General features: G+C 71.1%; 15 protein-coding genes, 1 tRNA gene and 1 rRNA gene. 4 read left to right on the plus strand and 13 right to left on the minus strand.

Annotation, left to right across the window (positions count from 1 at the left end; translation table 11 throughout):
- The first annotated feature begins 163 nt into the window (after positions 1 to 163).
- From ACH4FX_RS21585 to ACH4FX_RS21595, 3 genes are all read left to right on the plus strand, one after another.
- On the plus strand, positions 164 to 982 hold the full coding sequence (locus ACH4FX_RS21585; RefSeq protein WP_398481223.1) for an Fpg/Nei family DNA glycosylase: 819 nt from the start codon (positions 164 to 166) through the stop codon (positions 980 to 982).
- A 980-nt stretch (positions 983 to 1,962) separates the two neighbouring features.
- A complete protein-coding gene (hemC, locus tag ACH4FX_RS21590; RefSeq protein WP_398481225.1) occupies positions 1,963 to 2,937 on the plus strand; it encodes a hydroxymethylbilane synthase in 975 nt (324 codons plus the stop codon).
- A gap of 205 nt (positions 2,938 to 3,142) precedes the next feature.
- Positions 3,143 to 3,652, plus strand: coding sequence for a hypothetical protein (locus ACH4FX_RS21595; RefSeq protein ID WP_398481227.1), 510 nt, complete (start codon positions 3,143 to 3,145; stop codon positions 3,650 to 3,652).
- 157 nt (positions 3,653 to 3,809) lie between these two features.
- Here the strand turns inward: ACH4FX_RS21595 and ACH4FX_RS21600 are convergent, their stop codons facing one another.
- The 10 genes from ACH4FX_RS21600 to ACH4FX_RS21645 all read right to left on the minus strand — a co-directional run bounded on the left by ACH4FX_RS21600 (position 3,810) and on the right by ACH4FX_RS21645 (position 19,652).
- Positions 3,810 to 4,229, minus strand: a complete 420-nt coding sequence (locus ACH4FX_RS21600; protein WP_398481229.1) for a PPOX class F420-dependent oxidoreductase — start codon at positions 4,227 to 4,229, stop codon at positions 3,810 to 3,812.
- Between the two features lie 315 nt (positions 4,230 to 4,544).
- Positions 4,545 to 5,015 (minus strand): Dps family protein, encoded by a 471-nt coding sequence (locus ACH4FX_RS21605; protein WP_398481230.1) that lies wholly within the window; start codon positions 5,013 to 5,015, stop codon positions 4,545 to 4,547.
- Between the two features lie 475 nt (positions 5,016 to 5,490).
- On the minus strand, positions 5,491 to 5,874 hold the full coding sequence (locus tag ACH4FX_RS21610; protein ID WP_385235149.1) for a helix-turn-helix domain-containing protein: 384 nt from the start codon (positions 5,872 to 5,874) through the stop codon (positions 5,491 to 5,493).
- 109 nt (positions 5,875 to 5,983) lie between these two features.
- A complete protein-coding gene (locus ACH4FX_RS21615) occupies positions 5,984 to 6,556 on the minus strand; it encodes a CinA family protein (protein ID WP_398481232.1) in 573 nt (190 codons plus the stop codon).
- A 108-nt stretch (positions 6,557 to 6,664) separates the two neighbouring features.
- Positions 6,665 to 7,465, minus strand: coding sequence for a CDP-diacylglycerol--glycerol-3-phosphate 3-phosphatidyltransferase (gene pgsA, locus ACH4FX_RS21620; RefSeq protein ID WP_398481234.1), 801 nt, complete (start codon positions 7,463 to 7,465; stop codon positions 6,665 to 6,667).
- Entirely contained in the window at positions 7,462 to 8,955 is a 1,494-nt protein-coding gene (rimO, locus tag ACH4FX_RS21625) for a 30S ribosomal protein S12 methylthiotransferase RimO (protein ID WP_398481236.1), read from the minus strand. Before rimO ends, pgsA begins: the two co-directional genes overlap by 4 nt.
- Positions 8,956 to 9,034: 79 nt before the next feature.
- Complete coding sequence (locus ACH4FX_RS21630) at positions 9,035 to 9,850, minus strand: helix-turn-helix domain-containing protein (RefSeq protein ID WP_398481238.1); 816 nt, start codon at positions 9,848 to 9,850, stop codon at positions 9,035 to 9,037.
- Positions 9,851 to 10,199: 349 nt separating this feature from the next.
- Positions 10,200 to 12,998 carry a DNA translocase FtsK gene (locus tag ACH4FX_RS21635; protein WP_398481240.1) on the minus strand — a complete coding sequence of 933 codons (2,799 nt, stop codon included), beginning with the start codon at positions 12,996 to 12,998 and terminating at the stop codon, positions 10,200 to 10,202.
- Between the two features lie 227 nt (positions 12,999 to 13,225).
- Positions 13,226 to 13,888: a two-component system response regulator gene (locus ACH4FX_RS21640; RefSeq protein ID WP_398481242.1), complete on the minus strand. Its 663-nt coding sequence runs from the start codon at positions 13,886 to 13,888 to the stop codon at positions 13,226 to 13,228.
- 253 nt (positions 13,889 to 14,141) lie between these two features.
- Complete coding sequence (locus ACH4FX_RS21645) at positions 14,142 to 19,652, minus strand: HAMP domain-containing protein (RefSeq protein WP_398481244.1); 5,511 nt, start codon at positions 19,650 to 19,652, stop codon at positions 14,142 to 14,144.
- Positions 19,653 to 19,910: 258 nt separating this feature from the next.
- On the opposite strand from ACH4FX_RS21645, the gene ACH4FX_RS21650 reads away from it, so the two are divergent.
- Positions 19,911 to 22,583, plus strand: coding sequence for a SpoIIE family protein phosphatase (locus tag ACH4FX_RS21650; RefSeq protein ID WP_398481246.1), 2,673 nt, complete (start codon positions 19,911 to 19,913; stop codon positions 22,581 to 22,583).
- Positions 22,584 to 22,654: 71 nt separating this feature from the next.
- On the opposite strand, the gene ACH4FX_RS21655 is transcribed toward ACH4FX_RS21650, so the two are convergent.
- From ACH4FX_RS21655 to rrf, 3 genes are all read right to left on the minus strand, one after another.
- Positions 22,655 to 22,727, minus strand: a tRNA-Thr gene (locus tag ACH4FX_RS21655).
- Between the two features lie 98 nt (positions 22,728 to 22,825).
- A complete protein-coding gene (locus ACH4FX_RS21660; protein WP_398481247.1) occupies positions 22,826 to 23,512 on the minus strand; it encodes a DegT/DnrJ/EryC1/StrS family aminotransferase in 687 nt (228 codons plus the stop codon).
- A 115-nt stretch (positions 23,513 to 23,627) separates the two neighbouring features.
- Positions 23,628 to 23,721: ribosomal RNA gene (gene rrf, locus ACH4FX_RS21665) — 5S ribosomal RNA — on the minus strand; the annotation flags it as partial.

The raw sequence follows: 23,721 nt of genomic DNA on the forward strand, positions 1-23,721 counted from the left end.
ACAAGGCACTCCGTGCCCGGCGTCGAGCCCCGACGCCGGGCCCCCGCCCCAGGCACCCAGTGCCAAGCCCTCAGCTCCAGGCACCCGGCACCCGGCACCCGGCACCCGGCACCCGGCACCCGGCACCATCCCAGCTCCACGCGCCGCCCGGCACAATGGCCTCATGCCCGAAGGCGACACCGTTTGGCGTACCGCCCGCCGCCTGCACGAAGCGCTGGCGGGCAAACCGCTGACCCGTTCCGACCTGCGCGTGCCGAAGCTCGCCACCACGGACCTGTCCGGCCGTACGGTTCTGGAGGTGGTCCCGCGCGGCAAACACCTCCTCACCCGCGTCGAGGGCGGCCTGACCCTCCACTCGCACCTGCGCATGGACGGCGCCTGGAAGATCTACGCCCCGGCCGAGCGGTGGCGCGGCGGCCCCGCCCACCAGATCCGCGCGGTCCTCGCCACCGCCGACCGCACCGCCGTCGGCTACCGCCTGCCCGTACTGGAACTCCTGCGTACCGCCGACGAGGGCAACGCCGTGGGCCATCTGGGCCCCGACCTGCTGGGCCCCGACTGGGACGCGGACGAGGCGCTGCGGCGCCTGCTCGCCGACCCCGCCCGCCCCCTCGGCGAGGCACTGCTCGACCAGCGCAACCTGGCCGGCATCGGCAACGTCTTCAAGTGCGAACTGTGCTTCCTCCTACGCGCGTCCCCCTGGCTGCCCATCGGCCGCCTGCCCGCCCCGGAACGCGCGACCGCCCTCGCCAAGAAGCTCCTGGAAGCCAACAAGGACCGCCTCGCCCGCGTCACGACGCCGAGCGCCCGCCCGGACCGCCGCCAGTGGGTGTACGGCCGCGGCGGCCGCCCGTGCTTCCGCTGCGGCACACCGATCCGTACGGGAGAGCAGGGCCCGGCCACCCAGGAACGCGTCACCTACTGGTGCCCTACCTGCCAGCCGGAGGACGCGGCTGCGGCACCGGACGACAAGGCACGGTGATCCCGCGGCGCCTGATGGCCCGTCAGCAGCAAGCTCCACCCCATCAACCGCTGCACGCCGCAGCCCCCTCAGCCCCCTCAGCCCCCTCAGCCCCAATCAAGCAAAACGCCCCCGCCACCCGCGTCCCACCTCAAAGCCCACCCTTGTCCCCACCTCTCCACTAGGCCACCCGAGTGACCCGCCACCCCATCCCCCACATCCGATCACCCCACTCCCCACCGCCCCACACCCCTCACCTACGCCCCCGCCCCACAGCCCTCCCTACCCCACCCCGCAGCACGTCCCCAATGCGCCCGACAGCCCCACCACACCAATCACCCCAGCCACCCCGCCCGCTCCGGCCACCCCGCCCCCCACTCCGCCTCCGCCCCGCCCACGGCACGCAGTGCACCGGCAGCAGGCTCAGCCCCCAGCCCCCCGCCGCCACCGCCCCCTCGACGATCCCCGCCGTGCCCGGCCACAGCGTCAGACTCAGTACGGCCCACCACCACAGCCCCCCGACCGCGACCCCGGCCACCAGCCGTCCCGGAGATATGCCGAACCGGGTGAAGAAGTCGTGCCTAGCCATGGCTGCCTCCTCCGGTCGACGCTAGACGGGCGCAGCCGTCCAGCGGGAGGGCGCACCGGGGCACAACCGGCGCGAACGGATCTACGGAGCCCGATCATCCGGGCCCGTCCCCACCGATCTCGGTCTTCCCGGTATTTTCGCGCGGCTCCACCCGCCCCGCATCCAGACACCCCCTGGCCGTGCCCCGCCCCCCAACCCGAGGCACGACCGGCACGACGCCCTGGCCGCTCATGCCGCTCCTGCCGCTCCCCAACCCACCAAGCGGCCCTCGCGGCCCTCGCGCCTCTCCCACCTCGTACGCCAGCACGAACCCGCATCTCCCCGGCCCACCGCCCCGTGTCTCTTACGCTGCACTGAGTGATCATCGCCCCGCCGGCGGCCACCGCCCGAGATGCACCGAACGGAGACCTCCGTGAGCGCCGATCCCTCCGCCCGCGAACTGCGCATCGGAACCCGTACGAGCCCGATGGCCCTCGCCCAGACCGCCCACGTCGCCCGGCTGCTGCACGCCATCGACCCGCAGCTGCGCATCGTGACCGTCCCGGTCCAGACGGAGGCCGACCTCTGGCACGGCGATCTGTCCGGCACCGGCGGCAAGGGCCTGTTCGTCAAAGCCCTCGACGCGCAGTTGCAGCGCGGTGACATCGACCTCGCACTCCACTGCCTCAAGGACGTACCCGGTGACGTGCCGCTTCGCGAGGGGCTGGTCGTCGCCGCGCATCTGGAGCGCGCCGACGTCCGGGACGTGCTGGTCGTTCCCGAGCACTCACCGGTACGCCGCCTCGACGACCTGCCGCACGGCGCCCGGATCGGCACCGCCTCGGTACGCCGCCGGGCGCAGCTCCTGCGCATCCGGCCGGATCTGCGGATCGTGCCCGTACGTGGCGCCGTCGGCACCCGTCTGGACCTCATGGACGGCAAGCTCGACACAGCCGCCGAGCTGGACGCGCTGGTCCTGGCCGGTGCCGGGCTGGCCAGACTGGGCCTGACGCACCGGGTCCGGCAGATCTTCGAGGTGGAGGAGCTGCTGCCGGCTGTCGGCGCCGGCGTCCTGTCCCTGGAGTGCCGACGTCACGACACCACCGTCGCCGCGCTGTTGGAACGGCTCAACCACGAACCCACGCTCACCGAGGTGACCGCCGAGCGCGTCATGCTCCAGGGTCTGCGCGGCCACTGCAACAGCCCCATCGCGGGATACTGCGTCACCGGGCCCGAAGGCCAACTCTCCTTGCGCGGCATGGTCTTCTCCCCGGACGGCACCGCTTTCGCGCACGTGCATCTGCGCAGCGACGCACCGCACGACCCGGCCGCGCTCGGCGCGCACGCCGCGACCGAACTCCTCAGTCAGGGCGCCCGCTCACTGATCGACACCGGGACCCCTCTCTGACCCGAAGGCCGGGTACCGCCGCGAGCTGTGCGCGTTTCCCGCACTTTCCGCAGCCGGTACGGAGTCACCGCTGCCGATCGAACGCCGTTTGACTGCCGCTGATTGACGGGTGATACGCCGCTATCGAAGGGCAGCGAATGAGCAGTACGACGGTATGCCGACCCCGGGGCGGGGGGTGGGCCGGGGCAAGCGTACGCTCCCGATCATGGAGGGGCGTGAAGCGCTTCGGCGCCGCATTCGTATCTGGTTGGTTGTTTTCATCGTCTGCCTCGTGCTGAGCGGACTGACGGCTTTTCCGCTCGTCACCGAAATCCGGTGGATCGATGAACTGCTGCGGTCGGACGCGTCGCCGGTCGCCGGGCCATTGCCGGGGCTGGTCGAGTGGATCGGCAGGGTCCGGGAGGGGCTGGAGGCCACCGACGCGAAGTATCCGTTCGTGCTGTACGGGACGGACTGGCTGGCGTTCGCGCATCTGGTCATCGCGGTGGCGTTCTACGGACCGTTCCGGGACCCGGTACGGAATATCTGGGTCATCGACTTCGGCATGATCGCATGCGCGGGAATCATTCCGCTGGCCCTCATCTGCGGCCCGATTCGCGGAATTCCCTTCTACTGGCAGCTGATCGACATGTCGTTCGGCGTCTTCGGCGTCATTCCGTTGCTGGTGGTACGCCGCATGATCAAACGGCTTGAGGCGTACGAACTCGCGGCATGAACCCATGGGTGAGTGACGGCACGCCGGACCGAAGACCGTTCCGGCTGCCTCTGACCCCTGGCCCCCGATCCCTGAGAAATGACGAAAGTCCTCTCCCCGGCGCTCGGACGCGCCGGGGAGAGGACTTCCCCACACCAGGTCTTCCGCACGCCATTCGTCAGCCGGCCTGGCTGCTGTCCTTGTGACTGCCCCAGCCGTGCCAGCGGTCGATTTCGATCCAGGCGCTGACCCGGCCGCGGTCGCGCTGCGCGTAGGGGCTGCCGAGGTAGTGGTGGGCCAGCCGGTCGATGTCGGCCAGATCCTTGTCCTCGCGGAACTCGGTGACGCGGCCGATGATGCTGATGTGGGTGTACCAGCTCTCCTCGTCGAGGACGGTGAGCGTCACCCGGGGGTCGTTGCGCAGATGCTGGAGGCGCTTACGGCCCTCGTCCATGTTCACCAGCACCCGGCCGTCGTCCCAGAGGTACCAGGTCGCCGTGGAGACGGGCTGGCCGTCCGACCGAAGGGTCGTGATGACGGCCGGGTTGGCCTTCTCCAGCATGGCCACCGCCTCGCGCGGCAGCGGGGGTTTCGACATAGCGGGCACTCCTCCATACGTTGCTCATCCGGCATGCGTCTGCCTCAACATGTTCGTCCGCCCCCACTCTCCCAAACCACAGACACGCCATTACGACGCACCCGTCACAGGGGCCGCTTTCCGCTCCCTCGGGAACGGGCATGTGGACCCCTGAACAGCCGAGCGCCCCTCCTCATCCGTCGGAGGGGCGCTCGTACGGCCTGCGGTATGTCGTCCGTCCTCCGCTCATCGCGGGGACGACCGGCTCTGGAAGATCGTGGACCGCTCGGCGGAACCGCGTTCAGAACACCGTTCGGGAAGACCCGGTCGTCCCGCTCAGCCGGACTCCGCCTGGAACATCCAGTGGTGCTTTTCGAGGTCGGCGGTGAGGCCGATCAGGATGTCCTGGGTCACCGGGTCCGGCTCGTCGGTCGTACGGATGCGCTCCCGCATCCGCGCGATGACCGCGCCCAGCGCGTCGACCATGACGCGGACGACCTCGGCGTCCTTGATCCAGCTGTCCTGCACCGTGTCGATACCGCTGGTCTTCGCGACCGTCTCGGCCCGGCCGTCCGGCGAGACGCCGACGGCCGAGGCGCGCTCGGCGACCGTGTCCGCGTACGCGCGCGCGGTGTCCACGACGTCGTCGAGCTGGAGATGTACGGACCGGAACCGCGGGCCGATGATGTTCCAGTGGACCTGCTTCGCCACGAGCGAGAGATCCACCAGGTCGACGAGGGCTCCCTGCAGTGCGTCCCCGACCACCTTGCGGTCGTCTTCGGACAGCGTGCTCTTGACGACAGACATCCATTTACTCCTTTTCGGGCGAATGGTTGCGCTTCGCCCATCGTACAAACGATTGGTCCTGTCTGTACGGATCGGGTACCCCGTCGCGCCGCGGTAATGCCTGGCCGTCACAAGTGGGGACGGAAGTCCCGCCGACCGCTCCGCCCGGTCCGCCCGAAGGTCCCGGCTCCCTCGAAAAGCCCCGGGAAGCCCCCGGGAATGCCCCCGAGCAACCGCCCGATCAGCCCCCGGAAAACCTCCGGAAAGCCCAAAGAAAGTCCCGGAAAAGCCCCGAGCCCCACCTGGCGGCTGCCGGGCGGGGCTCAGGGAAGTCGTGGGGGCGCTCGCAGGGCGCCTGAAGAAGGAACCGGCGGCCTCTTGGTCGCAGCGGCTCAGGGGCCGTGGGGCCCGTAGGAGGGAGGAGAGGAGCTGAGCACGTACGGGGGGACGCCGGACGGCGGGGCCCGAAGGCCACGCCCGGGCGGACGCGGCGGCCTCAGGCCGCGACGACGTCCACGGCCTCCGCGGGAGCCTTGATCGTCACGCGGTCCTCGGGGACCCCGGTCAGCGAGGCCACCGACACCGAGTTCAGCTTCGGGCGCACCGGTGCGGGCACCGGGTCGCTCGCGGCCGCGGAGCGGGCCAGCTCGGCGAGCGCCAGCTCGTCGCTGACCTCGCGCATCAGCTCGGACATGCGCACATCCAGCGCGTCACAGATCGCCGAGAGCAGTTCGGAAGAGGCTTCCTTCTGTCCCCGTTCGACCTCGGACAAGTAGCCGAGCGACACCCGGGCGGAGGAGGAGACCTCGCGCAGGGTGCGGCCCTGGCGCTGACGCTGTCGGCGCAGCACGTCACCCAGCAGGCGACGAAGCAGAATCATCGCTGGCTCCCTCCTCGGACCTCGGAGTCGGATCCTTCTCGCCCCACCGTACCGCCTCGGGCCTCGGCCGTGCGGGGCGCGAGTTCGTGTTCACTCAGGGCTGTAAACATCAAAATTCCCCCCGTTGTTCCGTATCCTGTGCCGCCGCATTCTCTGTCAGTTCGCTCACCAGCAGCGTCAGCGCCGCCGCCACGGTTTCCCGGCGGATCCGTCCGCGGTCGCCGTCCAGCGTGAGCTGTCGCACGCCGCCCGCGCCGCCCGGCCCGTCGGCCGCGACGAAGACCGTGCCCACGGGCTGTCCATCCTGGGGGTCCGGGCCGGCGACCCCTGTAGTGGCGATACCCCAGTCCGCGCCCAGCACACGCCTTACACCGCGTGCCATCTGGCGGGCGACCTCCGCGTCCACGGCTCCGCGGGCGTCCAGAAGTGCCCCGTCCACGCCCAGGACGTCCCGTTTGAGTGCGGTCGCGTAGGCCGTCACCGAGCCCCGGAAGGCCCGGGAAGCCCCGGGTACCCCGGTGAGCGCCCCGGCTACCAGGCCGCCCGTGAGGGACTCGGCCACCGCCAGGCTCTCCCCGCGCGCCACGAGTGCGCCGAGCACCCGGGCGGCCACGGCCGACGTGTCGGGAGCGGTGTCCGGAACGCCCCCGGAGACCGCCCCCTGCGCAGGATCAGCAGACATTTCCACAGCCACTTCGGAAGGTCGTTCCCGGGCCCGGCCCCGAGCCCGGTTCCAGGGCCACCGCCGACTGCACCATACGAGAAATCCCCGTACGGGAACCCACCGGCCTCACCCTGCGGAATCCCCGTCGTCCCGGCCCTCCGCGGGGGCCGCGGACCGCTCCCCGGCCCGCGCCGCGCGCCCGGCAGGCCCGCCGCCGCGTACCTCGGCGGTGCTCCCGGCCGGTGCCCTGTCGGGTACCGGCTGTGCTTCCGCGGCTGCCCGGGCCCGCTCCTGCGCCTGCACCGCACGCGCCTCGGCCAGCCCGGCCCGCCGCAGGACGACCGCCTGCCGTACGTAGTCCAGCCCGGTCACGACGGTCAGCACCACGGCCACCGCCATCACCCACCACCGGAACGTCGCCAGCGGCCCGTTCAGCATGAGCACGTACATGCCCACCGCGGTGCCCTGGGCGAGCGTTTTCAGCTTTCCGCCGCGGCTGGCGGGGATGACGCCGTGCCTGATCACCCAGAACCGCATCAGCGTGATGCCCAGCTCGCGGAAGAGGATGACGCCGGTCACCCACCACGAGAGGTCGTCGAGCACGGACAGGCAGATCAGCGCCGCACCCATGATCGCTTTGTCCGCGATCGGGTCGGCGATCTTCCCGAAGTCCGTGACCAGGTTGTACTGGCGCGCCAGGTGGCCGTCGAACAGGTCGGTGATCATGGCGATGGCGAACGCGGCCCAGGCGAACGAGCGCCAGGCCGGGTCGTAGCCGTCGCCGTGCATGAGCAGCAGCACGAAGGCCGGTACGAGCAGCAGCCGCACCATCGTCAGGACGTTGGCGATGTTCCACAGCCCGGCCGTCCGGACGGCCGGCGCCGGGCGGTGGTGCCCACCGGCCGCGGAAGCCGGGACTCCGGTCATCTGCCCGCCTCCTCAGTACAGGGCACGCCGTCCACCGACAGCACCTCGGCCACCAGGTCGACGCCTTCACTTGCCACGGCCTTTGCTTCGACCATACGACCCGGCGCAAGGTCGAGTGAGGTCCGCAGCAAGGTGACGCCGTCCGTCTCGGGCGCCTGGTGAGCGGCCCGCCCCACGACCCCGTCCTCCTCGTCGACGCTGTCCACCAGGATCGTCAGGGTCTCCCCCAGCCGCTCCTCGGCGCGCTGCGCGGTCAGCTCCTCGGCCAGCCGGGAGATGTGCGCCAGGCGCTCGGCGACCTCGTCCGGGTCCACCTTGTTCTCGTATGTGGCCGCTTCGGTGCCGTCCTCGTCGGAGTAGCCGAACACGCCGATCGCGTCCAGCCGCGCCCCGGTCAGGAAGCGCTCCAGCTCGGCCACGTCCTCCTCGGTCTCACCGGGGAAGCCGACGATGAAGTTCGATCGGGCGCCGGCCTGCGGCGCCTTCGTCCGGATCTGCTCCAGCAGGTCGAGGAAGCGGTCGGTGTCGCCGAAGCGCCGCATCGCGCGCAGCACGCCCGGGGCCGAGTGCTGGAAGGACAGGTCGAAGTACGGGGCGACCTTCTCCGTCTGCGTCAGCACGTCGATCAGGCCCGGCCGCATCTCGGCGGGCTGGAGGTAGCTGACCCGGATGCGCTCGATGCCGTCCACGGCCGCCAGCTCCGGCAGCAGCGTCTCCAGCAGCCGGATGTCGCCCAGGTCCTTGCCGTAGGACGTGTTGTTCTCGGAGACCAGCATGATCTCCTTCACGCCCTGCTCCGCCAGCCAGCGGGTCTCGCCGAGCACGTCGGAGGGGCGGCGCGAGATGAAGGAGCCGCGGAACGACGGGATGGCGCAGAAGGAGCAGCGGCGGTCACAGCCGGAGGCCAGCTTCACGGAGGCCACCGGGCTGGTGCCCAGGCGGCGCCGGAGCGGCGCACGGGGGCCGGAGGCGGGCGCCACGCCCTCGGGCAGGTCGGCGGGGGCCGGGGCCGGCTCGGTGTCGCCGTGGCCGGGCAGCGCCACACCGGCGGCGTCCTGCCGCTCGGCCGGGCTGATCGGCAGCAGCTTGCGGCGGTCGCGCGGTGCGTGGGCCTCGACGTTGCCGCCGCTCAGGATCGTCTGCAGCCGGTCCGAGATGTTCTGGTAGTCGTCGAAGCCGAGCACGCCGTCGGCCTCCGGCAGGGCCTCGGCCAGCTCCTTGCCGTACCGCTCGGCCATGCAGCCGACGGCCACCACGGCCTGGGTGCGGCCGTGGTCCTTCAGATCGTTGGCCTCCAGGAGGGCATCGACGGAGTCCTTCTTGGCGGCCTCGACGAATCCGCAGGTGTTGACGACGGCGACATCGGCATCGGCGGCTTCCTCGACGAGCTCCCAGCCGTCCGCTGCCAGGCGGCCTGCGAGCTCCTCCGAGTCCACCTCGTTACGGGCGCAGCCAAGGGTGACAAGGGCGACGGTACGGCGTTCGGGCATGGAGTCAGCCTACTTTGTCCCGGCAGCCCCTATCGCTGCCAGGGTTGCCCCGTCCGTCCGGCGCCCCGGACCGGGCCGGTCAGCCCGCCTGCGGGCCCGCCGAGTAGCTCAGCCGCTCGACCGCGCCCTTGTCGCCGACCTTCTCGACCTCCTTGCCGTTGACGAACAGCTGCACGACCCCGGCATTGCCGACGACCAGGTCGATCCGCTTCTTGTCCGTGAAGGTCTTGGACTCGCCCTTCTTGAGCAGGCCGTCCTCCAGCAGGCGGCCGTTGGCGTCCTTGGCGGAGATCCAGCTCTGCCCGTCCTTCGCGGTGATCTTGATGGTGACCTTGTCCTTCGGCACGCCCGCGATCGCGCTCTCCGAGGGGCCCGGGCCGGGCACGGTGGTCGGCTTGGGGGTCTTGCCGGACTTGCCGGCGGCGGGCTTCGTCGGCTGCACCGGCGCCGCGGTGTTGTCGCCCTCGGCCACCGCGCTCCCCTTGCCGCCGCCGTTGAAGAGGGTGAAGCCCACGAACCCGACGACCGCGACGATGGCCGCGACCATGGCCGCGGTCCAGTTCGGGCGCCCTCGCTCGGGCCGGATGCGCTCGGCCTCGAAGAGCGGCGCGGCGGGCGTCGGCTCCGGCCGGCCGCCGCGGTCCCCGTCGAACCGGTCGATCAGCGGTTCCGGGTCGAGCCCGACGGCGCGGGCGAGCGTGCGGATGTGCCCCCGTGCGTAGACGTCGCCGCCGCAGCGCGAGAAGTCGTCCTGCTCGATACCGTTCACGATGGGCACCCGCACCCGCGTGGTGGTACTGACCTCGTCGACGGTCAGTCCTGCGGCGATACGGGCCTGCTGGATGGCGCGGCCGATGGAGGGCCGGTCGTCTTCGGGGGAGTTGCCGATGGACACGGGGGCGCCTTTCGAGCGTGAGCCACCTGCTGGAGGTTCAGTCTAGGGGTGTACCGAAAGGGTCGGGCAAGCGGAGAAGCGGACTTTGTACGCCATCAGAAGGCCACGTGAGGCTGCCGGACGCCCGGTCCGGCTTCCGATGGTGACGCATCCTCCCACCACCTCCCCCAACTTGACGTATCGGCGGAAGAAACGGTTGCTTACGATCTCCGACGAGCCCCCCGAATCCCTCGTTCGAGCGATTCGGGGGCGCGGCCCCTGGACTTCCTCCGCCGCTGTCGCCCACTGGGTGGGCAGGTCCGGGAGCGCCGCCCGGCGGGCGGCTCCGAAGCCGCCCGCCGGCGGCCTCCTATGAGGGCGTCTCCCCCCGGATGACCGCCAGTACGCCCTCCAGTTCGTCCGGCTTCACCAGGACGTCGCGCGCCTTCGAGCCCTCGCTCGGCCCGACGATGTTGCGCGACTCCATCAGGTCCATCAGCCGCCCGGCCTTGGCGAAGCCGACGCGCAGCTTGCGCTGGAGCATCGACGTGGACCCGAACTGGGTGGAGACGACCAGCTCCGCGGCCTGGCACAGCAGGTCCAGGTCGTCGCCGATGTCCTCGTCGATCTCCTTCTTCTTGGCCGTGCCGACCGTCACGTCGTCCCGGAAGACCGGCGCCATCTGGTCCTTGCAGTGCTGGACGACCTGCTGGACCTCGTCCTCCTGGACGAACGCGCCCTGCATGCGCACGGGTTTGTTCGCGCCCATCGGCAGGAACAGGCTGTCGCCCTTGCCGATGAGCTTCTCCGCGCCCGGCTGGTCGAGGATGACCCGGCTGTCGGCGAGCGAGGAGGTCGCGAACGCCAGCCGGGACGGCACGTTCGCCTTGATCAGGCCGGTGACCACGTCCACCGAGGGGCGCTGGGTGGCGAGCACCAGGTGGATGCCGGCGGCACGGGCGAGCTGGGTGATGCGGACGATGGAGTCCTCCACGTCCCGCGGCGCGACCATCATCAGGTCCGCCAGCTCGTCCACGATCACCAGCAGGTACGGGTACGGCGACAGCTCGCGCTCGCTGCCCTCCGGCGGCTTGACCTTGCCGCTGCGCACGGCGGCGTTGAAGTCGTCGATGTGCCGGTAGCCGTAGGCCGCCAGGTCGTCGTAGCGCAGGTCCATCTCGCGCACCACCCACTGCAGGGCCTCGGCGGCCTTCTTGGGGTTGGTGATGATCGGGGTGATCAGGTGCGGGATGCCCTCGTACGCGGTCAGCTCGACGCGCTTGGGGTCCACCAGCACCATCCGCACCTCGTCGGGGGTGGCCCGCGCCATCACCGAGGTGATCAGGCAGTTGATGCAGGACGACTTGCCGGAGCCGGTGGCGCCCGCGACGAGGATGTGCGGCATCCGCGCCAGGTTGGCCGTCACGTACCCGCCCTCGACGTCCTTGCCGAGGCCGACCAGCAGCGGGTGGTCCTCGCCCACCGACTCCGCCGAGCGCAGCACGTCGCCGAGGTTGACCATCTCCCGGTCGCTGTTGGGGATCTCGATGCCGACCGCGGACTTGCCGGGGATCGGGCTGATGATGCGGACGTCCGGGCTGGCGACGGCGTACGCGATGTTCTTGGCCAGCGCGGTGATCTTCTCGACCTTGACCGCCGGGCCCAGCTCGATCTCGTAGCGGGTGACCGTCGGGCCGCGGGTGAAGCCGGTGACCGCCGCGTCGACCTTGAACTCCTGGAAGACGGTGGTCAGCGACGCCACGACGGCGTCGTTGGCGGCGCTGCGGGTCTTGCCGGGGCCGCCGCGGGTGAGCAGGTCCAGCGACGGCAGGGCATAGGTGATGTCGTTGGACAGCACCAGCTGCTCGGCCCGCGAGGGCAGCTCGCCGGACGGCTCCGGCGCCGACTTCGTGAAGTCCGGCACCGGGCCCGAGGGCCGGTCCGCGCCGTCCTGGCCGGCGCCGCGGGCGGGCGGCACCGAGCCGCTGTCGGACTGCGACCCGGACGTGTCCTGCGCGCCGTCGCCGCGCTCGCCGGAGATGCCGCTGCTGAGGTCGGCGACCAGGGGCGAGGGCTGGACGCCGTGCAGGACGGCGCCGTCCAGCGAGGCGGCGGCCGCGGCGGCCACGTCCACCGCGTCCATGGGGCGGTCCGCGGGCTGCAGCGGCGTACGGCGGCCGCGGCGGCGCTTGGCCAGCGCCGCCTCCTCTATGGCGTCCGGATCGCCGGCGAGGTCCGGCTCGGGGGCGGCGCGCCGCGCGCTCCGCCGGGGCTGCTCGCGCCAGTCCTCGGCATACGCGTCGGGCTCCGCGGCCACCGGCTCGGGCTCGTACACCTCGACCAGACCCAGCCGGGCGCCGAGCTGCCGCAGCCGCTGCGGGATGGCGTTGACCGGGGTCGCGGTGACGACCAGCAGGCCGAAGACGGTGAGCAGCACCAGCAGCGCCACCGCCAGGGTCTGGCCGACGGTGAAGATCAGCGGCTTGGACGCGGCCCAGCCGACGTAGCCCCCGGCGTCCTGCATGGCCGCTATGCCGTCGCCCCGGCCGGGCGACCCGCAGGCCATGGCGACCTGCCCGAGGACACCGATGACCAGCGCGGACAGCCCGATCACGATGCGCCCGTTGGCCTCCGGCTTCTCCGGGTGCCGGATCAAGCGCAGTGCGATGCCGCCCAGCAGGATCGGTACGACCAGGTCCAGGCGGCCGAAGGCCCCGGTGATCAGCAGCTCGACGAGGTCGCCGACCGGGCCGCTGAGGTTGGACCAGGTGCCGGCCGCGATGACCAGCGCGAGACCGAGGAGCAGCAGCGACAGCCCGTCCTTGCGGTGGGCGGGGTCCAGGTTCTTCGCGCCGCGCCCGACGCCGCGGAACATCGCGCCGACGCCGTGCGCCAGTCCGAGCCAGCAGGCCCGCGCCAGGCGGTAGACGCCGCCGGTGGGCGACGGGGCCGGCCTGGGCGGCGCCTTCTTGGCGGCAGCCTTCTTCGCCGGCGCGCGCTTGGCCGGGGCGGTCTTCTTGGCGGGCGCCCTCTTGGCCGGAGCCGGCGCCCTCTTCGCCGGTGCCTTCTTCGCGACGGCCTTCTTGGCGGCGCCTCCGGGCTGTCCGGCGCGCTGCTTCGAGGGGCCCGCCGTGCTCTGGGAACCCTTGCCGGACGTACGTGAGGCCATGGTGACGAGATTACAGGCGACGGCCACAGTGACACGAGCGCTCGGGCCTTCACCCATTCGTGTCGCGCCATGGGTCCGGCGCCGCGCACCGGCGGCCGACCAACGGAGCCGCTCACACGGCTGGTGATGGCTCGTCAGGGCCGCGCCGGGATCGGGGGGCCGGATACGGGTCCGCGGCCCGTCCAGCGCCTCTCAGGGCGCCCGGACGGCGCCGCGCACGGCGTCGCTCAGGCGGCCCCGTTGCCCGTGCCGGGCTCCAGGGCGTCCAGCGCCCGCCGCAGGCCGGTGAGCTTGCGCTCCAGATGCGCCGCGGTCGCCACGGCCGCGGCGTCCGCCGACTCGTCGAGCTGCTTGGACAGCGCCTCGGCCTGCTCCTCCACGGCCGCGAGCCGGGCGGAGAGTTCGGCGAGCAGCCCGGCCGGCTCCTTGGCGGACTCGTCCGCCGCCGCCCGGCCGCTCTCCAGCTGGAGCCGCAGCAGCGTCGCCTGCTCCCGCAGTTGACAGTTCTTCATGTACAGCTCGACGAAGACCGAGACCTTGGCGCGCAGCACCCACGGGTCGAACGGCTTGGAGATGTAGTCGACCGCGCCCGCCGCGTAACCACGGAAGGTGTGGTGCGGACCGTGGTTGATGGCGGTGAGGAAGATGATCGGGATGTCGCGGGTGCGCTCGCGCCGCTTGATGTGCGCGGCCGTCTCGAACCCGTCCATCCCCGGCATCTGCACATCGAGCAGAATCACCGCGAAATCGTCGGTGAGCAGTGCCTTGAGCGCTTCCTCCCCGGACGATGCCCGCACCAGTGTCTGATCGAGCGCGGAGAGGATCGCCTCCAGCGCCAGCAGATTCTCCGGCCGGTCATCGACCAGGAGGATCTTGGCCTTCTGCACCATGGCCCGTCCTCCTCGCCCCGGCAATGAACCGGACGCCGCCCCAGGGGACGGCTCTGTCATGCCGCCCGTCCTTGTGCCGGTCATCGTAGCCGCACCCCGCCTGTCGCCACACCCTGTCACCGCGATGTCACTGTGCACGTAGCACAAACGCAGTGAGAGACCAGAAGGTTCCCCGAATACCGCTCTCCCACACGTGGCCGGCCACACTGAGTCAACATGCGGGGAACCTTACGAGCCTCATTTGACGAACGTGTCACCGCGTGCGCATCCATTGCTCCATCACCGTCAGCAGGTGGTCGGTGTCCACCGGCTTGGTCACGTAGTCGGACGCCCCGGACTCGATGCTCTTCTCCCGGTCGCCCTTCATCGCCTTCGCGGTCAGCGCGATGATCGGCAGCCCGGCGAACTGCGGCATGCGCCGGATCGCGGCCGTGGTCGCGTAGCCGTCCATCTCCGGCATCATGATGTCCATCAGGACCAGCACCACGTCGTCGTGCTGCTCCAGGACCTCGATGCCCTCGCGGCCGTTCTCCGCGTACAGCACGGACAGCCCGTTCTGCTCCAGCACGCTGGTGAGCGCGAACACGTTGCGGATGTCGTCGTCGACGATCAGCACCTTCTCGCCGTGGAAGCCGCCGTCGAAGCCGGACGTCACCAGGTCCTGACCGTTGCCGATCCAGGGCTCCTCGGCGGGCGCCTGCGGCGGTTCCTCGGCCGGCTGCGGTGCCTCCGGCGGGGTGGCCGCGGCCGGCAGCTCCGGCCGCGGCCGCTCACCGGCGGCCGGGCGGCGCCGCCGCCGGGGCCCCGGCCCGCTGTCCCGGGACGGCGCGGCGCCGGACTGCGCGGCCTCCTCGTCGGCCTGCCGCCCGATCTCCGCGTCCCGCGCCTCGGCGTCCATCGCGAGCCCGCCCGCGACCAGTTGCGGGTAGCCCTGCGGCGGCAGCCCGCCCGGGTTGTGCGGCAGGTACAGCGTGAAGGTGGAGCCGCGGCCCGGCTCGCTGGCGGCGTGGATCTCCCCGCCGAGCAGCCGCGCGATCTCCCGGCTGATGGACAGGCCGAGACCGGTGCCGCCGTACTTGCGGCTGGTCGTGCCGTCCGCCTGCTTGAACGCCTCGAAGATCACCCGCATCTTGCTGGAGGCGATGCCGATGCCGGTGTCCGTCACCGAGAACGCGATCATGCCGGCGTCCGGCTCGCGCAGCGCGCCGTGCTCCAGCAGGTGCTCGCGGATGTCCGACGGCACGTCGTCGCCGGCCGGCCGGATCACCAGCTCCACGGCGCCGCTGTCGGTGAACTTCACCGCGTTGGCCAGCAGGTTGCGCAGCACCTGGAGCAGCCGCTGCTCGTCGGTGTGCAGCGTCGCGGGCAGCTCCGGCGAGACCCGTACGGAGAAGTCCAGCCCCTTCTCCGCGGTCAGCGGCCGGAACGTGGCCTCCACGTAGTCGACGAGCTGGACCAGCGCGATCCGCGTCGGGCTGACGTCCATCTTGCCGGCCTCGACCTTCGACAGGTCCAGGATGTCGTTGATCAGCTGGAGCAGGTCGGAACCGGCGCCGTGGATGGTCTCGGCGAATTCCACCTGCTTCGGGGAGAGGTTCCCCTCGGCGTTGTCGGCGAGCAACTTGGCGAGGATCAGCAGCGAGTTGAGCGGCGTACGCAGCTCGTGCGACATGTTCGCCAGGAATTCCGACTTGTAGCGCATCGAGACGGCGAGCTGCTCGGCGCGCTCCTCCAGGACCTGCCGCGCCTCCTCGATCTCGGTGTTCTTCACCTCGATGTCGCGGTTCTGCGCCCGCAGCTGCTCGGCCTTCTCCTCCAGTTCGGAGTTGGACAGCTCCAGCGCCTTCTGGCGGCTCTCCAATTCGCCCGAGCGTTCCTTGAGTTGTTCGGTCAGCTCCTGCGACTGCTTGAGCAGCACCTCGGTCTTGGTGTTGACGGAGATGGTGTTGACGCTGGTCGCGATCATCTCCGCGATCTGGCTGAGGAAGTCCTTCTGGATCTGGGTGAACGGCTGGAAGGAGGCCAGCTCGATCACGCCGAGCACCTTGTCCTCGAAGAGCACCGGCAGCACGATCACATTGGCCGGCGGGGCCTCGCCGAGCCCGGAGGCGATCTTCAGATAGCCGGAGGGCACGTTCTCCACCAGGATCGTGCGCTTCTCGGCCGCCGCCGTACCGATCAGGGTCTCGCCCGGCCGGAACGTCGTCGGCATGGTGCCCATCGAGTAGCCGTACGAGCCCATCAGCCGCAGCTCGTAGGCGCCCGGCTCACCGCCGTCCGCGCCGATCTCGTTGCTGTCGCCGGGCTGCGCGGCGAGGAAGAACGCGCCGTGCTGCGCCGAGACCGCCGGGGACAGCTCGCTCATGATGAGCGTCGCCACGTCCTTCAGGTCGCGGCGCCCCTGCATCAGACCCGAGATGCGGGCCAGGTTGCCCTTGAGCCAGTCCTGCTCCTCGTTGGCGAGGGTGGTCTCGCGGAGCGTGGCGATCATCGTGTTGACGTTGTCCTGGAGCTCCAGGATCTCGCCCGCCGCGTCCACGTCGATGCGGACGTTGTGGTCGCCCAGGGTCACCGCGGCGGCGACGGCGGCGATCGCCCGCACCTGGCGGGTCAGGTTGCCCGCCATCTCGTTCACCGACTCCGTCAGGTCCTTCCAGGTGCCGGCCACGCCGCGCACCTGCGCCTGCCCGCCGAGCTGGCCTTCCGTACCCACCTCGCGGGCCACCCGGGTGACCTGCTCGGCGAAGGAGGAGAGCTGGTCGACCATCGTGTTGATGGTCGTCTTCAGGGCCAGGATCTCGCCCCGCGCGTCGATGTCGATCTTCTTGGTGAGGTCGCCCTTGGCGATGGCCGTGGTGACCATGGCGATGTTGCGGACCTGGCCGGTCAGGTTGTTGGCCATCGAGTTCACCGACTCGGTGAGGTCCTTCCACGTACCGGCGACGCCGGGGACGCGGGCCTGGCCGCCCAGGATGCCGTCGGTGCCCACCTCGCGGGCCACCCGGGTGACCTCGTCGGCGAACGACGACAGTGTGGTGACCATCGTGTTGACCGTGTCGGCGAGCTGCGCGACCTCGCCGCGCGCCTCGACCGTGACCTTCTTGGTCAGGTCGCCGTTGGCGACCGCCGCGGAGACCTGGGAGATGTTGCGTACCTGGATGGTCAGGTTGTTGGCCATCAGGTTGACGTTGTCGCTGAGGTCCTTCCAGATGCCGGTGACGCCCGGGACCCGGGCCTGGCCGCCCAGCTGCCCTTCCGTACCGACCTCACGGGCGACGCGGGTGACCTGCTCCGCGAAGAGCGACAGCTGGTCGACCATCGTGTTCACGGTCGTGACCAGTTCGAGGATCTCGCCCTTGGCGTCGACGGTGATCTTCTTCGAGAGGTCGCCGCGCGCGACCGCGGTGGTCACCTCGCCGATGCTGCGCACCTGGGAGGTGAGGTTGTTCGCCATGAAGTTGACGGACTGGGTGAGGTCCTTCCACGTACCGCTGACGCCCTGCACCTCGGCCTGGCCCCCGAGGATGCCCTCGGTGCCCACCTCGCGCGCCACCCGCGTCACCTGCTCGGCGAAGTTCGAGAGCTGGTCCACCATCGTGTTCAGGGTGTTCTTCAGCTCCAGGATCTCGCCGCGGGCGTCCACGTCGATCTTCTGGGAGAGGTCGCCGCGCGCGACCGCCGTCGCGACCTGCGCGATATTGCGCACCTGGGCGGTCAGGTTGCCGGCCATGCCGTTCACCGAGTCGGTCAGGTCGCGCCAGACGCCCGCGACGCCCGGCACCTGGGCCTGGCCGCCGAGCCGGCCGTCCGTACCGACCTCGCGGGCCACCCGGGTGACCTGCTCCGCGAAGGCCGAGAGCTGGTCGACCATCGTGTTGATGGTGTTCTTCAGTTCCAGGATCTCGCCGCGCGCGTCCACGTCGATCTTCTGCGACAGGTCGCCGCGCGCCACCGCCGTGGTCACCTGGGCGATCTGCCGTACCTGGGACGTCAGGTTCCCCGCCATGAAGTTGACGGAGTCGGTCAGCTCCTTCCACGTACCGCTGACGCCGTCCACCCGGGCCTGACCGCCCAGCCGGCCCTCCGTGCCCACGTCCCGGGCCATCCGCGTGACCTGGTCGGCGAACGAGGACAGCTGGTCCACCATCGTGTTCACGGTGTTCTTCAGCTGGAGCATCTCGCCGGAGACGTCGACCGTGACCTTCTGGGACAGGTCGCCGTTGGCGACCGCCGTGGTCACCTGGGCGATGTTGCGCACCTGGCCGGTGAGGTTGCGGAAGGCGGTGTTGACGGAGTCGGTCAGGTCCTTCCACGTACCGGCGGCGCCCGGCACCGCGGCCTGGCCGCCCAGCTCGCCCTCGACACCGATCTCCCGGGCGACGCGCGTCACCTCGGCGCCGAACGAGGACAGCTGGTCCACCATCGTGTTCACGGTGTTCTTCAGTTCGAGCATCTCGCCCGCGACGTCCACCGTGACCTTCTGCGACAGGTCACCGTTGGCGACCGCCGTCGTCACCTGCGCGATGTCGCGCACCTGACCGGTCAGGTTGCGGAAGGCGTTGTTCACCGAGTCGGTGAGGTCCTTCCACGTGCCCGCGGCGCCCGGCACCTGCGCCTGCCCGCCGAGCTGGCCCTCGGCGCCGACCTCGTTGGCGACCCGGGTGACCTCGTCCGCGAAGGTACGCAGCGTCTCGGTCATCGTGTTGATCGTGTCGGCGAGCTGCGCGACCTCGCCGCGCGCGCTGACCGTGACCTTCTGGGACAGGTCGCCGTTGGCCACCGCCGTGGTCACCTGGGCGATCCCGCGCACCTGGGCGGTGAGGTTGCCGGCCATCAGGTTGACCGAGTCCGTGAGGTCCTTCCAGACGCCCGCGACGCCCGGGACCTGCGCCTGGCCGCCCAGCTCGCCCTCCGTGCCGACCTCGCGGGCCACCCGGGTCACCTCGGAGGCGAAGGAGGAGAGCTGGTCCACCATCGTGTTGACGGTGTTCTTCAGCTCCAGCATCTCGCCGGCGACGTGGACGGTCACCTTGCGTGACAGGTCGCCCTTGGCGACGGCGGTGGTGACCAGCGCGATGTCCCGCACCTGCGCCGTCAGCCGGGACGCCATCGTGTTGACGGACTCGGTCAGGTCCTTCCAGGACCCGGACATGCCGCGCACCCGCGCCTGCCCGCCGAGCTTGCCCTCCGTACCGACCTCGCTGGCGACCCGCGTCACCTCGTCGGTGAAGGCCGACAGCTGGTCCACCAGACCGTTGACGGTCCGGCCCACCTTCAGGAACTCACCGCGCAGCGGATGCGCCGAACCCCCGTCCGAACCGCGCGAGCGCAGGTCCATCCGCTGTTCCAGGTCGCCCTCGGATACCGCGGAGAGCACCCGGCCCACCTCGGAGACCGGCCGTACGAGATCGTCGACCAGGGCGTTCGAGGCGTCGATGGCCGCGGCCCAGGAGCCCTCGCAGGCGCCCGCCTCCAGCCGTTCCGTGAGTTTTCCCTCACGCCCCACGACCCGGCGCACCCGCGCCAGCTCTCCCGTCAGGTGCAGATTGCGGTCCGCCACCTCGTTGTACACCGCGGCGATCTCCGACATCACGCCGTCGCCGGACACCGTCAACCGCTTCCGGAAATTCCCGTCCCGCATCGAGACGAGAGCAGCCAGCAGCCGGTTCAGCGCAGCCGTATCCACCTCAGTCGTCCCGTTGCTCCGGGAACGTCCGCCTTTCGCGCGCGTGCTCGTGCCCCGCGCCGCTGCGCCAGACTCCACCGTGTCCCTCCCGCAGGGTCGACCGTTCTACCCGGGCCTTCTCTTTGAGCTTGCCCAGTGTTTCACCATGGCCCAACCAGGCCATAACAGTTCGGCAGCATCGCATACCGTCCCGAGCACGATCGGGGCGGAAACACACGTGACCGGCATCCGCACGCGCGGCGAAGGTAAGTAACCTGGCATCCGGCTGTCCACCCGCCCTGGCCGTCCAGCACGGGCAGTGGGCGAGCACACCAGGCTTTCGTAAGGGGCGCCGCCATGGTGGGAGAGCAGATCACCGACACACGCATGAGGAGACCAGTGATCACCGCGCGGGCCGCTGCCACGTTCGAGCCGGTCGGCCGCTCGGTCGCCACCGCCCGCGCCTTTGTGCGGGACACCCTCCAGGGCTGGGGCTACGGCGACATCGTCGACGACGCCGTCGTCCTGACCAGCGAACTGGTCACCAACGCCGTCGTCCACGCGGGCACCGCCGCCGACGTCCTGTGCCTGCGCTCGGACGGCGGGGTGCGCATCGAGGTCGCGGACCGCTATCCGGAGCGGGAGATCCCGCTGCAGAACACCGGCCGCGCGTTCGCCCATCCGGACCGCGAGGGCGGCCGCGGGCTGCTCCTGTGCGGCGCGCTGGCCAGCCGGTGGGGCGTGGAGTACACCGCCTCGCAGAAGCACGTCTGGTTCCAGCTCGACCTGCCCGAGCGTCCGGCCGGCACCCGCTCGGCGGGCCCCGCGCTGCCCGTGGACGCCCTGCCGGTCGCCGACAGCCGGGTCCGCGTCGCGGTCGTCCAGATCGACCGCGGCGGCTGCATCAGCTTCTGGAACGAGGACGCGCGGGACCTGTTCTCGTACGACCCCGAGCAGGTCATCGGCAAGCCGCTCACCGACTTCGCCGCCTGGCCGCACACCCCGGGCACCGGCACGGGCATCGCCGAGGCACTGCTGCTCTCCCGCTGGGAGGGCTCCTACGGCATACGGGGCGCGGACGGCCGGGTCGTCCCGGTGTACGCCTCCCACCTGCGAGTACGCGACGCCGACGGCGAGCCGTACACGGTCTGTCTCCTGGTGCGCGACCACGAGCGCGCCGTCCTCCAGAGCCCGCTGCGCCCGCCCGCCCCCGACCAGGCAGCCCAGCCGGCCGAGGGCCGCGGCCCCGCCGACCCGTTCGAGGTCTTCATCGGCTCCCCGGCCCCCGACGACCTCGACGGCCTGCTCCAGCGCACGGTCGAACGCGCCCGCGACATGCTCGACGGCGACGCCGCGTATCTGCTGCTGGCCACCGACGACGAGACCGAGCTGGAGGTACGGGCCTCCACCGGCCTGCCCTCGGCCCGCCAGCGCTTCGCCCGGGTGCCGGTCGAAGCGGGCTCCGGACGGTACGGCTCCGCCCGGATGCCGGCCGTCCACGAGGATCTGACCGCCGTGCCCGGCGCCGTGCCCCTGCTCTCCGGTACGGGCATGCGCTCGGTCGTCACGGTCCCCCTGAAGGTCGAGGGCCGGCTGACCGGCTCGCTGGGCGTCGCCGCCGAAGCCCCCGGCCGCTACACGAACGAGGAGGCACTGCGCCTCCAGTTCGCCGCCGACCGCATCGCGCTGGCCGTCGAGCGCGCCCGCCTGACCGAGCTGGAGCGGCTGCGCCGCGGCTCCCTCTCCTTCCTCGTCGAGGCGTCCGACCTGCTGGCCGGAACCCTCGACCGGGACCAGACGCTGGCCCTGATGGCCCAGATGACGGTCCCCACCCTGGCCACCTGGTGCGCCGTCTACACCGTCGCCGACCAGGCGTCCGAGCCGGAGCTGTCCTACGTGCTGCACGAGGACGAGGACCGCATCGACGGCCTCAAGTCGCTCCTGATGAAGGTGGACCCGCCGGAGCCGGTGCCCACGCCCGGCGCCCGGCTGTGGAACGCGCCGACCGACGCCGCCCACGACGCGGCCCTGCGCACCTCACTGCGCAGCCTGGGCCTGGGCCACTCCGCCCGCCCCTCCTCGGGGCCGGGCGCCAGCCTGGCCACCGCCTCCGCGGTCGGCGGCGAGACCGTCGTCCTGCCCCTGGTGGCCCGCAACCGCGTCATCGGCATGCTCACCCTGGGCAAACCCAGCGAGGAGCACTTCCGACAGGAGATCCTGGAACTCGCCGAGGACCTGTCCCGCCGGGCCGCCCTCGCGCTGGACAACGCGCGCCTGTATTCGGAGCGCACCGCCATCAGCCAGTCCCTCCAGCGCAGCCTGCTGCCCCCGGAGCTGCCCGAGGTGCCGGGCGTCGAGGTCGAGGTGATCTACCGCGCGGCGGGCGAGGGCAACGAGGTCGGCGGCGACTTCTACGACGTCTTCCCGATCCGCGACGGGGCGTACGGCTTCGCCATCGGCGACGTCTGCGGTACGGGCCCGGAGGCCGCGGCCGTCACCGGCCTGGCCCGGCACGCGCTGCGCCTGCTCGCCCGCGAGGGCTTCGGCGGCCCCGCGGTCCTGGAGCGGCTCAACGCCGCGATCCTCGACGAGGGCGCCCGCAGCCGCTTCCTGACCCTCTTGTACGGCGAGCTGTGGCCGCAGCGCAACGGCAGCGCCGTCCTGAAGGTCGTCTGCGCGGGCCACCCGCTGCCGCTGCGCCTGCGGCAGGACGGCACGGTGGAGCCGGCCGCCGAGCCGCAGCCGCTGCTGGGCGTCATGGAGGACCTGGAGCTGTACGAGCAGACCATCACCCTCGACCCGGGGGATGTGCTGCTGTGTGTCACCGACGGCGTCACCGAACGCCGCGAAGGCACTCGCATGCTGGGCGACGACGGCCTGACGGACGTGCTGACGACCTGTACGGGCCTGACCGCCGGTGCGGTGGCCGCGCGCATCCTGCGGGCGGTGGAGCGCTTCGCCGCCGAGCCCGCGTCCGACGACATGGCCATTCTCGCCATGCGCGTCCCCGAGGTCCCGCTCGACGCGTGACCCGGGGGCCCACCGGGCCTTCCCCGTGCATGCAAAAAGGCCCCCGCCAGTGGCGGGGGCCTTTCCCTCTGAGCCCCAATACGGAATCGAACCGTAGACCTTCTCCTTACCATGGAGACGCTCTGCCGACTGAGCTATTGGGGCGCGGCAACGGAATAGAGCATACCCGAACTCCTCCGATAACCCGAATCGCCTACCGCGCATGGTGAAGAACGCTTCGCATTCTCCGTCAAAAGGGATTTTCAGCACGCCGGTTGCAGCAGTCCGCCGAGCGCGTTACAGGCGCCGGCCAGCCGCTGCAATTCTCGGCGCGAGAGTTCCGTGTGCACCGGCAGCGCCAGCGTCTCGTCCACCGCCCGCTCGGTCTGCGGCAGGTACACATCCCGCCGCAGCGGCGGCAGCCGGTACACGGGAGCCTGGACGGGCACACGGCAGGCGACGCCGCGCGAGCGCAGCGCCCGCGCGAAGGCGTCCCGGTCCGGCCGTCCGTTCCCCGGCACGCGCACCACGTACTGCTCGTACGTGTGCCCCGCGGCGGCCGGTGGCGTCACCACACCGGTGAGCCGTCCGCCCAGGTAGGCGGCGTGGTCCCGGCGTCGCCGTATCGTTTCCTGGTCCGCCTGCCGGGCGCCGGGCTCCTCCTCGGCGACCACCAGCAGGCCGTGCCGCTGGCCGATCTCGCGGATCCAACCCATGTCCGCCGGCCGCCCGAAGCGGTGTACGGCGACGACGGCCGCCGTGCGCGGGGTGACCGCGTCGGCCACCGCGGCAGGGTCGAGACAGTAACTGTCCGCGTCGACATCGGCGAAGACCGGCAGCGCGCCCAGCTCCACGACCGCCTCGGCGATCTCGGGGTTCCCGTAGGCGGGCACCACCACCTCGTCGCCTTCGCGGACACCGGCCGACTTGAGCGTTCCCACTGTCCCCATGCCGCGGATCCTGACCACATGAAGTGAACATGAAGTAACGCTCCGGACTGCACGGCGGGAACAAAAAAGCTCCGGTCCCTGAACCAAGAGGTTCAGGGACCGGAGCTAAAGAAAAGTTCGGCGGCGTCCTACTCTCCCACAGGGTCCCCCCTGCAGTACCATCGGCGCTGAAAGGCTTAGCTTCCGGGTTCGGAATGTAACCGGGCGTT

The organism is Streptomyces sp. NPDC018019, assembly GCF_044327805.1.
In the GTDB taxonomy this organism is placed as follows: Bacteria; Actinomycetota; Actinomycetes; order Streptomycetales; family Streptomycetaceae; genus Streptomyces.

Coding starts and splice junctions, on each gene's coding strand:
- ACH4FX_RS21585 (WP_398481223.1), top strand. CDS start 164: ATGCCCGAAGGCGACACCGTTTGGCGTACCGCCCGCCGCCTGCACGAA.
- ACH4FX_RS21595 (WP_398481227.1), top strand. CDS start 3,143: ATGGAGGGGCGTGAAGCGCTTCGGCGCCGCATTCGTATCTGGTTGGTT.
- ACH4FX_RS21600 (WP_398481229.1), bottom strand. CDS start 4,229: ATGTCGAAACCCCCGCTGCCGCGCGAGGCGGTGGCCATGCTGGAGAAG.
- ACH4FX_RS21605 (WP_398481230.1), bottom strand. CDS start 5,015: ATGTCTGTCGTCAAGAGCACGCTGTCCGAAGACGACCGCAAGGTGGTC.
- ACH4FX_RS21610 (WP_385235149.1), bottom strand. CDS start 5,874: ATGATTCTGCTTCGTCGCCTGCTGGGTGACGTGCTGCGCCGACAGCGT.
- ACH4FX_RS21615 (WP_398481232.1), bottom strand. CDS start 6,556: ATGTCTGCTGATCCTGCGCAGGGGGCGGTCTCCGGGGGCGTTCCGGAC.
- pgsA (WP_398481234.1), bottom strand. CDS start 7,465: ATGACCGGAGTCCCGGCTTCCGCGGCCGGTGGGCACCACCGCCCGGCG.
- rimO (WP_398481236.1), bottom strand. CDS start 8,955: ATGCCCGAACGCCGTACCGTCGCCCTTGTCACCCTTGGCTGCGCCCGT.
- ACH4FX_RS21635 (WP_398481240.1), bottom strand. CDS start 12,998: ATGGCCTCACGTACGTCCGGCAAGGGTTCCCAGAGCACGGCGGGCCCC.
- ACH4FX_RS21640 (WP_398481242.1), bottom strand. CDS start 13,888: ATGGTGCAGAAGGCCAAGATCCTCCTGGTCGATGACCGGCCGGAGAAT.
- ACH4FX_RS21650 (WP_398481246.1), top strand. CDS start 19,911: ATGGTGGGAGAGCAGATCACCGACACACGCATGAGGAGACCAGTGATC.
- ACH4FX_RS21660 (WP_398481247.1), bottom strand. CDS start 23,512: ATGGGGACAGTGGGAACGCTCAAGTCGGCCGGTGTCCGCGAAGGCGAC.